Here is a 13,841-nt window from a genome sequence, read left to right on the forward strand (position 1 = left end):
TCCTCTGGTCCCCAACGGCCCGGGTCGACGAATGGCTCGCCGTGATGGCCGAGGAAAAGAGCGCCTTCACGGTCGCGTTCGGGAAGCTCCTCGCGTGGGCGAACGACGACCTCCCGTCCCTCGACCGACGGCGACGGCCGGTTCACGATCTGGGGGACCGGCCGGGAACGGGTCGAGTCGCCACTGATCTCCGGCCCGGGCTGCGAGATCCGCCCCGAGCACTCCGCGACGCGGGGGATGCCGGTCTGGTCCCCGGCCTGAAGAATCGCCTGCGAGACCGGTCGGGCCGGGTCGTCGCCGGGGAGGCGGCCGGCGATGTGACCACCCTGCCGGGCGAGGCGAAGCACCTCGGCATCTTGAGGTTCCAGGCCCCCGGATCGACGGGGAAGCGGTGGGCATCCGGTGCGGTCCGGCGAGATTTCGGGGAAAATTCCGGGACGAGGCCGTGACATCACCCCTCTTATTCGGGTCGGACGAGACGCGATCGGGGGAGCCCACCGCATGGCGAGCGCAGGATTGGGATCGGCCGACCGCCACCTCCGCGACCTCTTCGGGGCGGGGACGGCGGTCGGGCAGGGGGACGGCCAACTGCTGGCCAGGTACGCATCGTCGCGGGACGGGGTGGCGTTCGAAGCGCTGGTGGCCCGCCACGGGCCGCTGGTGCTGGCCACCTGCCGGGCGATCCTCCGGGACGAGCACGACGTGGAGGACGCCTTCCAGGCGACCTTCCTGGTCCTTGCCCGGCGGGCCGGCGCAATCCGGGGCGGCGAGGCGCTCGCCGCCTGGCTCCACCGGGTCGCCTATCGGGCGAGCCTCCAGCTCGCCGCCGAGGCGGGCCGGAGGCGTCGGAAGGAGGCGGAGGCGGCGGCCATGAAGCCCCCGATCGCGAGCGTGTCCGGCGACGGTTCCGACCCCGAGCTCCGCCGGGTCGTCCACGAGGAGGTCGACCGCCTGCCCGAGGGCCAGCGCCTCCCGGTCGTCCTGTGCGACCTGGAAGGGCTGAGCTACGAGCAGGCGGCCGGCCGGCTCCGATGGACCGTGCCGACGCTCCGCAACCGCCTGGCCCGGGCCCGCCAGCGGCTGAAGGGCCGCCTGGCACGTCGGGGCCTCGCCGCGCCGGCGGTCGCGGCCCTGCTGGCAACGCCTGCCACGGCCTCGGCGGTCCCGCCGGCCCTGGCCCGGGCGGCGGTCTCGGCCGCCACCGGCGGGGGCGCCTCGGCGGTCGCCCTGGCCCTGACCCATGCCATCACGAGGGGGATGCTCATGACCAAGATCAAGATCGCCGCGACGTCCGCCGTCGCAGCCTTCGGCCTGGCGACGGCCGGCGTGATCGCCGCCGGCGCGGGCCGCCCCGAGGGCCCTGATGCCAGGCCGGATGCTCCGGCCCGGTCGACCGCCGAGGCCGCCGCGACGGAGCAGGAAAAGCCGGTTGAGACCGTCGAGGTCCGGGGCCGGGTCGTCGCGCCTGACGGCAGGCCGGTCGCCGGGGCGGTCGTGCGGGCGGCCCTCGTCGATCGCGGGGAGAAGCCCTGGCCGGAGGCCACCTCGGGCGCCGATGGCCGATTCGCCATCCTCCTGACCAAACCGGGCGGGGCCGAACCGCAGGGATACGCGGCCAGCTTCCCCTGGCTCGTCGCCTCGGCCCCGGGATTCGGTGTGGGCTGGATCGAGCGGGCCTTGCGGGCCAACCGGCCTGCCGAGCAGGTGGTCTCCCTGGTCGAGGAGGGGCCGCCCATCGAGGGGCGGATCATCGACCTGGAAGGACGGCCCGCCGCCGACGCCAGGGTCGAGGTCGCCCGGATCTGGTTCGAGGCGAGGGGCGACCTGCCGGGATGGATCGCCCGGGCCCGCAATGGCGCCGCCGGCAACCTCTGGCAGGGGTTGGAGAACCTCCCGATGGAGCGGCCCGGGCCGATCGCGGCCGAGGCCGGCCCCGATGGCCGGTTCCGGCTGACCGGCGTGGGCCGCGACCGGATCGCCGAGTTGAACATCACGGGCCCCGGGCTCGCCACGACACGCGTCAATGTGCTGAGCCGCGAGGAGGCGACGATCCGGTCCGTCGACAAGGCGATGCTGCGGCAAGGGCCGTTCATCGTGGAAGCCCCCCGGTTCCAGATCGCCCTGGCGCCCAGCAAGCGGATCGAAGGCGTCGCCCGCGATAAGGACTCGGGGAAGCCGATCGCCGGCCTGAAGATCAAGGCCGCCGTCTACGACGCGTCCAGCATGATCCCGGCCCAAGGGATCGAGGCGCGGACGGATGCCGAAGGGCGGTACCGCCTGGAGGGCCTGCCCAGGTCGACCGCCTATCGCCTGTTCCTGGAGCCCGGCCCGGGGCTCCCCTACACCCGTGACACCCTGAAGGTCACGGCCGACTCCCCCGCCCTGGAACCCGTCGCCTTCGACTTCGCGCCGAAGGCGGGGATCGTCGTCCGGGGCAAGGTCACTGACAAGGGGACCGGACGGCCGGTCCGGGGGTACGCGAGCTATTACACCTTCAGGGACAACCCCCACCTCGCCGATTACCCGCGATTCTCCGCAGGGCTGGAGTCCTACGGCCAGTTGGGGGCGGACGGCAGCTACGAGCTGACCGCGCTGCCCGGCCGCGGCCTGATCGCGATCCGTGCGGAGGAGGAGCGGCATCTCAAGGCCGTTGGGGCGGAGACGATCGCGGGATTCAATCCCAAGACGCGGTGGTTCGATACCGCGCCGAATGTTTGCCACGTGGATGGCTTCCACGCGATCGCCGAGGTGAACCTGGGGCCCGATTCCGTCCCCGCCACGGTCGATTTCCACCCCGATCCCGGCCGGTCGGCGGAGGTCCGGCTCGTCGATCCCGAAGGCCGGCCCGTGGGCGAGACCACGGTCAAGGGATTGGGAGAGCTGTTCGCGACCAGCCCATCCGACCAGCAGGCGTCCCGCTTCGAGGTCCACGCCCTCGATCCGTCCAAACCTCGCCGAGTGGTCGCCGCCCGCGAGGGCCGCAAGCTGATCGGCTCGGCGCTCCTGAGGGGGGACGAGGCGGGCCCGGTCACGATCCAGCTCCAACCCTGGGGGACGGTGGTCGGCCGGATCGTCGACGACGAGGGCAAGCCCCGCAAGGGGATGTTCATCGGGAGCCCGACCGGCTCCACCAACCCGCACCCGGAGACCGACGACATCCTGCCCGGGAGCGACTGGAATCAGGGCATCTGGGTCGGCGACGACGGCCGCTTCCGGGTCGAGAGGCTGGTCCCCGGCCTGAGGTACAACGCGGACGCCCGGGCGAATATGGACTCCCCCGGTGACCTGTTCGTGAACCTGATCGTCGCCCCCGGCGAGGTCAAGGATCTTGGCGACCTCAAGGTCCAGCCCCCGAAGAAGCAGGAGGATTGACCCTTGGGACCCCGTTGCGACGCCCCAAGCCCGGTCGACTCCTGGGCCCCCTACGAGCCGACCGCCGAGGTCCCCTGGGACCTCGGCCGGGTCGTCCACCTCCACCGCCGGGCCGGATTCGCCGCCACCTGGGCCGAGACCCGGAGGGACCTGCATGATGGCCCGGAGGCCACGGTCTCCCGGGTCCTGGCGGGGACCTCCCGGATCGGCGGCGTCCCCGAGGACTTCGAGGCGACCTCCGCCCTGCTGGCCGATGCGGCGGTGGCCTCGGGCGATGCCGACCGGCTCCGGGCCTGGTGGGTCTATCGGATGCTCGGCTCGCCCGACCCCCTGGGCGAACGGCTGGCCCTGATGTGGCACGGCCACTTCGCCTCGGCCGTCTCGAAGGTCGGAGACCTCGCTTTGATGAGGCGGCAGGTCGAGACCTTCCGCCGGCTGGCCCGCGCCCCGTTCGGCGAGCTGCTGGGAGAGGCCGCCCGCGAGCCGGCCCTGCTGATCTACCTCGACGCGCCTGCCAACCGCAAGGGCCATCCCAACGAGAACCTCGCCCGCGAGCTGATGGAGCTGTTCACGCTCGGGATCGGCCAGTTCGCCGAAGGCGACGTCCGCGAGGCGGCCCGCGCCCTGACCGGCTGGCGGGTCGAGGATGGCCGGTTCGCCGAGTCGCCGTCCCGGCACGATGACGGCCCGAAGACGATCCTCGGTCGCAAGGGCAACTTGTCGGGCTCCGACCTGCTGCGGATCCTCCTGGACCACCCGGCCACCGCCCGGCGGGTCGCCTGGCGGCTCTGCGACACGCTGATGGGCGAGGGCGCCACGGACGGCCCGGCCATCGACGCCCTGGCCGGCCGGCTGCGGTCCGACGGGCTCGACGTGGGCCGGGCCGTGGCGACGATCCTCCGCTCTCGGGACTTCTTCGCCCCGGCCAACCTTCGGTCGCGGGTGCTCGGGCCGGCCGAACTGGTCGTCGGGGCCTGCCGGGCGCTGGTGCCGGCCGGTTCGATGCCGAGCACGCTGATCCTGGCCGATTGGATCGGCCGGCTGGGGCAGGAGCTGTTCGAGCCGCCCAACGTCGGCGGCTGGCCGGGGGGCCGGTCGTGGCTTTCCGCCCGGTCCCTGGTCGCGCGGGCCAATCTCGCCGCGGCCCTGGCGGATGGCAAGGCGGTCGGCCTGCCGGGGCCGCTCGATGCGCAGGCCATCGCCGCCTCGCAGGGCCGGGGCACCTCGGCGGGCGATGCCCGCGTTGCCGCATCCGCCCTCCTGCTTGGCGTCGAGCCCGACGGCGCGGCGACCCTCGGCGAGGACACCCCCGAAGCGGCCCGCCATGCCCTGCGGGAGGTCCTGGCCTCGCCAGAGGCCCAGGTGGGCTGAGCCCGAGATCGGGCCGCGAGAGACCGGAACGAACCCAACCCGAGGAGCCCGACCATGGCCACCCGCCGCGACGTCCTGCGATCGCTCCCCCTGATCTCGCTGGCCCCCACCATCCCCGGCTTCCTCGCCCGTTCGGCCTGGGCCGCCTCCGCTGAGAAGGACGGCCGGGTCCTGGTCGTGATCCAGCTCGACGGCGGCAACGACGGGATCAACACCGTCGTGCCCTTCGGGGATGAGGGCTACGCGAAGAATCGTCAGGCCCTGAGGATCCCGGCCGATCGGCTAATCAAGGTCGCCGACGGCGTCGGGCTGCACCCGGCGATGGCCGGGGCGGGGCGGCTGCTGGAGTCGGGCCGGCTGGCGATCGTGCCGGGCGTCGGCTATCCCAACCCCGACCGGTCGCACTTCCGGAGCATGGCCATCTGGCAGACCGCCCGTCTCGACCCCGAGGAACACGTCGGGCCGGGCTGGATCGGCCGCTCGCTCGACGCCGCGGGCGGGCGGGGAGAGTCGCTGCTCGTCGGCCCGGGGCCGATCCCGCCGGCGCTCCGGGGTCGGCGGTCGGTCGCCTCGGCCATCGAGCGGATCGACGACCTCGCGCTCGACCCCGCCCTCGGCCGGCCCGCCGGAGATCCGGCCGGCGACGACCTGGCGGCGTTCGTCCGCCGGAGCACCCTGGACGCCTACGCCGGCGCCGATCGCCTGGCCGAACTGGCCCGCCGCTACGAAGGCTCGGCCCGCTACCCGGCGACCAGCCTGGCCGGCCGCCTGAAGCTGATCGCCCGGCTGCTGAAGGGGGGCTACGCCTCGCGCGTCTTCTACGCGACGCAGGGCGGCTACGACACCCACGCCGCCCAGGCCCCGACACATGCCGGACTCCTGTCCGAGCTGTCCGGGGCCCTGGAGGCGTTCCTGGATGACCTGGCCGCCTCGGGCCTGGCCGAGCGGGTCCTCGTGCTGGCCTTCAGCGAGTTCGGCCGTCGGGTGGCCGAGAACGGCTCGGCTGGGACCGACCACGGGGCCGCCGGCCCGGTGTTGCTGGCCGGCCCCGCGGTCCGCCCCGGCCTGATCGGTGCCTACCCGAGCCTGGGCGACCTCGACGACGGCGACCTGAAGGCATCCGTGGACTTTCGCATGGTCTACGCCACGCTCCTCGACGGCTGGCTCGGCCTGGAGTCGAGGTCGGCCCTGGGCGGATCATTCGGGAGGATGCCGCTGCTCCCTGAGTGAGCTTTCGCTCCACCGATCCGATGGGGGGATCGCCCCGGTTCGCACGCGAGTCGTGCGCGCCAGGGCGTGGTCTTCGAGGGCGTGGGGCTGGTCGCGGAGTGGATGGAGCAGGCGAGCACGGCCACGGGTCGCGGGTCCCGGTGGATGTCCGTGAGAAGCTGTGCCGGCCGGATCGACGGGCATGCCATGGCGACACTCGACGATGAAGCAGGTCGGTCATGCGGAAACGCACGGGGCGGTTCGGATGGCCAGGCGGCTTTCGATCAGGACAGCGTGACCCGCTTCTTGTTGATCGTGGCCAGCAGGTCGCCGCCGACCCGGCCATCGCGATTTCCGTCGACCGGGCGGCCGCTGCCGTCGAGCAGCCCGGCGCCGATCACCCGGAGCTGGACCGGGCCGGAGGTCAGCGAGACCTTCCGGTTCGGCGAGAGCGTGACGGTGTTGGTCGCCGCGTCGTACGACGCGGAGGCCAGGTTGAGCCGGACGTCATCGCGGGTGCCGAACCTGCGGTCGCGGCCCGCGCCGATCAGCCGGTAGTTGCCCAGGTTGATGGCCGAGCCGGCGTTGAGCGCCCGTCCGAAGCCGACGGCGATCGCCTGGGCCCTGGACTTCTTGGCCTTGACCGTGACCACCCGGACTCCGGACACGGTGACGGGCGGGAGATTGATGTTGATCATGGCCACGGGGGCGGTGTTCAGGTCGTTGTAACGCGGGTCGATGCTGGACGCGGTCGCCGTGACGGTGTATGCGACCGACCCGGTGCTTCTGTTGCGGCCCGACCCGACGACGCTGACCGACTGGGGGAGGTTCCAGTTGTCGGGCGTGAAGATCAGGACCGAGGGCGATACCGTTCCCTGGGCCGGGTCGGTCGAAACGACGTTGACCGCGACCGTCGAGATCGGCCGCGACCGGAGCAGGATGGCCAGCGTCGCCGCTCCGCCGGCGGTGGTGGTCGGCGGCGAGGTCATGATCACGGCGATCCCGGGCTCGTCGTCGTCGATATTGACGATCCCGACATCCGGTGCGCCCAGGTTGTTGTAGGACGGGTCGGCCGACTGCGCCGGGCCGATCACGACCGCGTGGGCGACGTTTCCGTCGGCGACCGGGTCGTCCGCGCCGGAGACGGTGACGGCCTGCGGGACGTCCCAGTTGCTCGGGGTGAAGAGCAGGAAGGCGGGCGTGACCACCCCCTCGGCTGGGTTGCTGGTGCGGAGCGGGACCACCACGTCGCTCGTCGGCCGGGTATCCAGTCGCACGGAGAAGGTGGCGGTGACGCCCATCTCGGTCGTCACCAGGCCGGAGGTCGGCGCCACGATGATCCCGGCCACATCGGTGTCGATGCTGTAAACGAGGAAGTCATCGGCGTCCAAACCGTTGTAGACCGGGTCATCGCTGACCGCGGTGCCGGTGATGATCGTGTAGAAGGTCGGCCCGTCCACCGTCTGGTCGGCGACGCCACGGACCGTGACGGTCTGCGGGACGTTCCAGTTGCTCGGGGTGAAGATCAGGAAGGATGGGTCGGGGACGCCCTCGCCCGGCTTCGTCGACCCCAGGGGGATCATCACCTGCGCGGTCGGCCGCGACGTGAGTCGGACGGTGAACGTGTCGGTGCTGCCGGCCTCGGCCGTCCCCAGAGTGGAGGTCAACGCGGTCGCGACGATCCTGGCGGTGTCGTCGTCGGTGTTGCTGAGGCCGACGTCGGGCACCGCCAGCCCATGATAGGAAGGGTCGGCGCTGCTGGTGGCGGAGGTCACGATCGTGTACGCGGCGCTGCCGTCGGCGGTGTCGTCGTCGACCCCGGTGACGGTGACCACCTGCGGGGTGGCCCAGTTGGCCGGGGTGAAGACCAGCGTGGCCGGGCCGACGGTCCCCTCGGCCGTGTTGGACGAGGCGAGGGCGATCGTCACGTTGGCCGTGGGCTTGGAATTCAACCTGAGGGAGAACGTGGAGGCGCCGCCCGCCTCGGTTGTCACCAGGCCCGCCGTCCGGGAGACCGTGACGCCGGGCGTGTCGTCGTCGAGGTTGACCACATCCACATCGGCGACCGCCAACCCGTTGTAGAACGGGTCGTCGCTGACGATGTCCGAGGTCACGATCGTGTAGGCGACATCGCCGTCGGCGAGGGCGTCATCGACCCCGGTGATGGTCACATACTTCGGCGTATTGAATTCGTTCGGGGTGAAGGTCACGGTGGTCGGGCTCACCGTCCCTTCGGCCGGGTTGGACGAGGTGAGGGTGATCGTGACGTTGGCCGTGGGCCGGCTCTTCAGGAAGAGGCCGAACCTGGCGGTCCCGCCCGCTTCGGTCGTGGTCAGTCCGAGGCTAGCGTTGACGTCGATGCCGGCGGTGTTGCTGTCGATGATGGTGACCACCGTCGAACTCGTCGCCCCGAGCGTCGCCCCATCGATCCCGCTCAGGGTGATGCTGAACGTCTCGATCGGCTCGACGGTGAGGTTGCTGATCGGCGAGATCGTGAAGGTTTGGGGGGTGGCATCCCCGTCTTCGAAGGTGATCGTGCCCGTCTTCGCCAAGTAGTCCGACCCGGCCAGCGCCGTCCCGTCGGACGTGGCGTAGCCGACGCTCACCGTTCCGACCGTCCCGCCCGTCCGGGTGACCGTGATCGTGGCCATCCTCGATTCGGTCATGCTGTAGGTCGCCGATTCAAACTGGATCGTGCCCGGCGAGGGGGCCAGGCTGAGGAAGGCCTGCGAGAATTCGGAGGTGTTCCCATTCGGATCGGTCGCCGTCGCGGTGATGTAACTGCCCCCAGCGACCGCCCCCTCGGGGAAGAAGCTGAAACGGCCCGTCCCCAGGCTATTGACCGTGACCGTGGTGAATCCGAGGTAAGTCCGGCCCTGGCCATACCCGGTGGCATCGGGAGTCTCGCTGGCGAAAAATTCGACCCGGAATTGATCGCCGGTATGACCGCTCGTCAACGTCCCGCGAACCGCGGGGCTGCTCCCCGAGGTGGCCGAAGTGACGACCGGGAAGGGTTGGGATGAGTTGGGCCCACCCCCCGTGGGCTCCACAGGATTCCGGGTCACGCCATCGCCACCCAGGTCGATGCCGATGCCGGTATTGCCGTAGATCGAGTTGCCCAGGATGCGATTGCCCCGGCTGTCGAATCCCCCCCGGATGACGATCCCCTCGCCCCGGTTGAATGCGACCAGGTTGCCGTCGATGGACTTGGTGCCGCCGATCGTGTTGTTGCTGACCGATTTGCGGAAGGGAGGGTTGACTTCGATCAACTCGATCCCGGCCCCGCCGTTGGGCCTGGCACTCGTGCCCGTCGCATCGGTGCCGATGTAGTTGCCCCGGACCAGGGTGCCGGAGGCTCCCTCGATCACGATCCCCCGCGAATCGAAGCCGCCGATGGCCAGGCCGTCGATCCTGCAGTTATTGGCCCGGATATCGAGCCCGGATGCGCCGCTGCCGGCGTTGGCCCCATCCAGCGCGATCGTCGGCTTGCCGTCCGGGCCGGCACCGCCGATGGAGACCGTGTTGGTGATCGCCGGCAATGCCGACATCGGTGCGATCGTGAACGGTGCCGACCCGCTCAGGGCAAAGCCGATGTCGTTGGCCCCTGGCGTCGCGTTGGAGTCGATGATCGCCTGCCGGAGGGAGCCCGCGCCCGAGTCATTGACGTTCAGGACGAGGAACGATGCCAGCAATTCGCGCGTTTCCAGCCGCTCCGGCGCCAGCCCGTGACGAGAACGGTTCGCTACCATGCCACGACGTCGGCGCGGGGAGGGGCCTGACGGCATCGACGAACTCCAATGCAATGCATGGGCCATTGGGTGCAAGTGCTGGTTCGTCGGCAAAGCTATCAGGTCCACCCGGGTCAGGCAAGCAGACAAAAAGATGGGTGAATGTAAATGATGGGCGGATGCGTCCGGGGACTCGCGGGATGTTGAAAAAGCGGAACGCAAGAAGCCCGAGCGACCGGGCCACCCTGCAGGACCATCCGCCCTGGGCCAGGTGGCCACGGCATGAGTTCGCAGCAAGGAACCATGTCGAGTCATCATGCATCCATGGAACGGACTGAGGTGCCGGTGGCGGATCTTGCCCGGTCGTCGATCCGCCGGGCATTCCCCTCGGCCATCGTTGCCAGGATGCGGAAGGTCAACCGGGTCGATTCCGGTCATTTCCCATCGATGTTGTCCAGCGCGAAAGCCATCTGGGTCATGGCCGCGACCTTGAGGTCGGGCTCGGGGATCGCATCGATGACCGCCTGGGCACCGGCGAGGTCGCCGCGATAGATGAGCATCGCCACGAGCGATCCGTAGGCCGATTGTCTCCGCGTCATCGCCCCCTGGCGGATGAGATCGGGGTCGTCGGCCGGCAATTCGCCTATCAGCTTCAGCGCGACCTCGGGCCCATCGAGCAGGCCGCGTATCGTGATCGATCGATCTCGCTGGGTGAATCGGTCCATCTCCGGGGCCGATTCCAGGTCAGGGTCGATGAACGTATCGATCGAGATCACATCCAATCGCTGGGACGGCCCGGGCCTGGCATCCTTCGGCGTCTCGGCCTCGCAGGCGGCCAATTCCTGGCGGAGGAAGGCCCGGTCGCCCTCGATATCGCCCGCCCTGCGATGGGCCTCGGCGATGCCCCTCAAGGCGTTGAGCTTCTCGCTCCTGGGATAAGAACGGATCGCCGTCATCGAGGCGGCCGCGCCGGCCAGATCGCCCGCGTGGATCCGCTCGGTGACGATCATCGCCAGCGATCGCGAGCGGCGGGGCTCGGGCAGCGTCCCGACGAGGGATTCCGCCTCGCCCAGGACGGCCAGGGCGGCCGCCCGATCACCGAGCCGAGCCATCTCGCGCCCGATCACCATCAGGGCAACCGTCTTCTCCCCCCGGTTGTTGATGGCCCGGGCCTCGTCGAGAGCCCCGCGAAGTTCGGCCTCGACGCGGGAGCGGTCGCCGGCCTCGGCCTGTTCGCGGGCGATCAGGGCGAAGGTGACCGGGCGGATCGCGTCGTAGAAGCCGTCGCTCGGGCCGGGGTGGTCTTCGCGATGGAGGGCAGGTATCGCACCCGCCGTCTCCCGGGCGCCGGCGAAGTCGCCGGCCTTGGCTTGCAAGTGGGCGATCCTCGCGAGCAGCCTCGCCCGGGCGATGGGAGCATCCACCCCGGCCAGGGCCCTGGCATACCTGGGCAGGTCGCGTCGGGCCGTTCCGGGGTCCGTGACCTTGAAGGAATCGGCGCCGATCGTGACCTTGAGCAGACCCGGCCCGTACCAGGTCGCCCGGGTATCGGATTCGATCAGATCCCGGAGGAGCCCATCGAGTGTCGAGGTGAGACGGGCCGGGCCCGAGTCGACGAGCATGGAGAGCGCCCCGTCGATGTCGCCCGACCGGGCCAGCGCCCTCGACAGGCCGATCCGGGCGGCTTCCTTCTCCTCGGGCGTGGCCGCTGCTTCGGCGAGCTTGCGGGCGCGGTCGATCAGGTCGCGGGCCCCGGCCGGGTCGCCCGCCTTTTGCATCTCGCTGCCGAGATAGCCGAGGTAGATGGCCCGCAGACCGGCGGATTCCCCCTCCAGGCAGTCGGCCATGCGGCGGAGCAGCCGGAGGGCCTCCTCGCGATCGCCGAGCTTGATCCGCTGCTGCGCGATCGATCCGAGGAATTCGGCCAGGACGAGATTGCTGCTGAAATGCTCGACCCGAATCGTGAAGTTCCTGTCGCCCTCGATTGGCGCGACTCGGGAAGGGTTGGAGGGCTTGTTCACCCGGGAGTCGATGAGCCTGGTCGCCCGGTCGAGCATCCCTCGGGCGACGTCCGCCTCCCCTTCGGAAAGGAGGATCCTGGGGATGTCGATGAGCGAATCGATCCGCCCCCGATCCTCCTCGGCGCCCGTCAGGTCGCCCTTGTCGATCGCCTCGAACGCCCTCCTGAGGGTCGCCACGCCGGCCTCGCGGTCTCCGAGCTGGATCTGGGCCTGCCCGAAAGCCTCAAGGGCATCGATCCGGGAGGCTTCTCGCTCGCGTGGCCCGCGCAGGGCCTCCAGACGCGCGACGGCCTGGCGGGCCATCGAGCGCCTGGCCTCGATCTCATTGGTCGCATCGGCCCGCGATCCCAACGCCAGGGTCGCCACGAGGGCGAGTGCCCCCGCCACGCCGAGTCCTTCCGGCATGCTCAACTTCATCGATCGGTCCTCCAGATTGAAAAGGCGACGGATGCGGGTCAGCAACGGCCCGTCGGCCAGGGGCATGGCGGCGCGGGTGCGATGTCCCGGCGTCGCCATCGAGGCGAGCATCTCCGCATACGCCCTCGGCTCGCCCACGCGATCGACCACGAGCCGATCGCAGCACAACTCCCGCTCCAGGCGCACCCACGACGACAGCCACCACGTCGCCGGGTGGAAGAACAGCAGCGATTCGGCGACCCTCTGGGCCAGATTCACGAGGTTGTCGCGCCTCCGCAGATGGGCCAGCTCGTGCAGCAGCACCATCTCGATCTGATCGATCCCCCACCCGCAGAGGGCCGCCGGGGGGAGCAGGATCATCGGCCGCACGATCCCCACCAGCACCGGCGAGGCGAGCCGATCGCACACCCCCACCGCGACCCGCCCGGCGATGCCGAGCGAACCCGCCAGTTTGTCGACCAGTTCGGCGATCGGCCCCTCATGGATCGGGCGGCTCGACCGCCGCAGGCCCTCGACCCCGACGAGCCCTGTGGCCAGCAGCAGGAGCGTCGCGGACGATCCCGAGATCCACAGCCAGGGCAGGTAGGGAACCAGGACCTCGACCCGGGAGCGGACCTCGACCTCGTGCCGCCCCGGGGTCCGTGGCCGAGCCGCGGGCCGTTGTGGGGCACCAGGGGCAGCTTGCATGACGGGGACCGCCGCCGAGGCGATAGATGACGCCGAAGGATTGACGACCGACGCGGGCGATTCGTACACGGCGGCGAGGATCGCGACCGGCGAGGCGGTCAGGATCATCAGCGCCAGCAAGGCGACGGCATATCGGACCTCGGGTCGGGCCGACCCGAGGACCCGGCGGGCGAGCGCGGCCATCACGCCGATCAGGATGCCGGCCCAGCCGAGGTGGACCATCGTCCAGCCCGCGGCCATCCACAAGGCTGAGGCAGGGGCGATCATGCGTCGTCCCCTTTCGCCCGGGGCTTCTTGGGGGCGGTCCCGGCCTCGGTGCGTTTCAGCAGGTCGAGGATCTCGGCGCGCTCGCGATCGTCGAGCGCACCATCCTCGATCAGGTGCGCGACGAGGCGGCGGGTCGAGCCGTCGAAGAGATGGCTCACGAGCTTGCCGACCAGGCCCGAGGCGGTCGCCCGCTCCGTCGGGACGGCCGACCACGCATAGCCGCGCGGGCCGTCCTCGCGGGCGACGAGCCCCTTGGAATGCATCGTCTTGAGCATCGTGGCCACGGTGGTCATGGCCGCCGGGCGCAGCTCCTGGATCGCGGCGTGGATCTGGCCCAGCCCGGCGGGACCTGACTTCCAGAGGATCTTCAGCACCTCCAGTTCGCCATCGGTGGGCTGCTTGCTCGGAGATCGGGCCATGGCGTCATCCTCGGAGTTAGCGGGTCGTCATGGGTTCTGATTCTGCAGAAATAGAAGATCCCGTCAAGCCGGGCCTGACGGCGACCTCGGCCCCGGCAAGGATTGGGAACATGCCGGATCGGCCATCCCGAAGCGGGATAAGGTCGTGCGTCATCCTCGATTCGTGCGGGGCGACCGCACCCCTGCGGGTCGCCACGCCCGGCAGGGTCGAGACCTCGAAGCGGCGAGGGGAATCGGCAAGGGCCTGATTGCCGGGTGTTTGGGCGTGCGAGATCTCGCTCGTCGGCCGCGCCATCGGATGCTTGCCCCTCGAATCGATCCCTGGGACACTGATGCACCCAGATCAATGA

6 protein-coding genes are annotated in these 13,841 nt (G+C 70.5%); 3 read left to right on the forward strand and 3 right to left on the reverse strand.

Annotated elements, in window-relative coordinates; translation table 11 throughout:
* The first annotated feature begins 501 nt into the window (after positions 1–501).
* Genes TA3x_RS12775 through TA3x_RS12785 form a run of 3 tightly spaced genes read left to right on the forward strand, consistent with a single transcriptional unit; the run spans position 502 to position 5,973 of the window.
* Positions 502–3,372 carry a sigma-70 family RNA polymerase sigma factor gene (locus TA3x_RS12775; RefSeq protein ID WP_435021780.1) on the forward strand — a complete coding sequence of 957 codons (2,871 nt, stop codon included), beginning with the start codon at positions 502–504 and terminating at the stop codon, positions 3,370–3,372.
* Between the two features lie 3 nt (positions 3,373–3,375).
* Complete coding sequence (locus TA3x_RS12780; protein ID WP_435021782.1) at positions 3,376–4,743, forward strand: DUF1800 domain-containing protein; 1,368 nt, start codon at positions 3,376–3,378, stop codon at positions 4,741–4,743.
* A gap of 54 nt (positions 4,744–4,797) precedes the next feature.
* Positions 4,798–5,973, forward strand: coding sequence for a DUF1501 domain-containing protein (locus TA3x_RS12785; RefSeq protein WP_435021784.1), 1,176 nt, complete (start codon positions 4,798–4,800; stop codon positions 5,971–5,973).
* A 263-nt stretch (positions 5,974–6,236) separates the two neighbouring features.
* On the opposite strand, the gene TA3x_RS12790 is transcribed toward TA3x_RS12785, so the two are convergent.
* The 3 genes from TA3x_RS12790 to TA3x_RS12800 form a co-directional block, all read right to left on the reverse strand.
* Entirely contained in the window at positions 6,237–9,701 is a 3,465-nt protein-coding gene (locus tag TA3x_RS12790; RefSeq protein ID WP_435021785.1) for a Calx-beta domain-containing protein, read from the reverse strand.
* Positions 9,702–10,114: 413 nt separating this feature from the next.
* Positions 10,115–13,072, reverse strand: coding sequence for a M56 family metallopeptidase (locus TA3x_RS12795; protein WP_435021787.1), 2,958 nt, complete (start codon positions 13,070–13,072; stop codon positions 10,115–10,117).
* Positions 13,069–13,491, reverse strand: coding sequence for a BlaI/MecI/CopY family transcriptional regulator (locus TA3x_RS12800; RefSeq protein WP_435021789.1), 423 nt, complete (start codon positions 13,489–13,491; stop codon positions 13,069–13,071). The genes TA3x_RS12795 and TA3x_RS12800 overlap by 4 nt, the downstream gene beginning before the upstream one ends.
* Between the last annotated feature and the right edge of the window lie 350 nt (positions 13,492–13,841).

Origin of the sequence: Tundrisphaera macrotermitis (assembly GCF_051175315.1) — a bacterium.
In the GTDB taxonomy this organism is placed as follows: domain Bacteria; phylum Planctomycetota; class Planctomycetia; order Isosphaerales; family Isosphaeraceae; genus Tundrisphaera.

Excerpts from the sequence above, each read along its gene's own strand:
- TA3x_RS12775 (WP_435021780.1), top strand. The coding sequence starts at position 502 with ATGGCGAGCGCAGGATTGGGATCGGCCGACCGCCACCTCCGCGACCTC.
- TA3x_RS12785 (WP_435021784.1), top strand. The coding sequence starts at position 4,798 with ATGGCCACCCGCCGCGACGTCCTGCGATCGCTCCCCCTGATCTCGCTG.
- TA3x_RS12790 (WP_435021785.1), bottom strand. The coding sequence starts at position 9,701 with ATGGTAGCGAACCGTTCTCGTCACGGGCTGGCGCCGGAGCGGCTGGAA.
- TA3x_RS12795 (WP_435021787.1), bottom strand. The coding sequence starts at position 13,072 with ATGATCGCCCCTGCCTCAGCCTTGTGGATGGCCGCGGGCTGGACGATG.
- TA3x_RS12800 (WP_435021789.1), bottom strand. The coding sequence starts at position 13,491 with ATGGCCCGATCTCCGAGCAAGCAGCCCACCGATGGCGAACTGGAGGTG.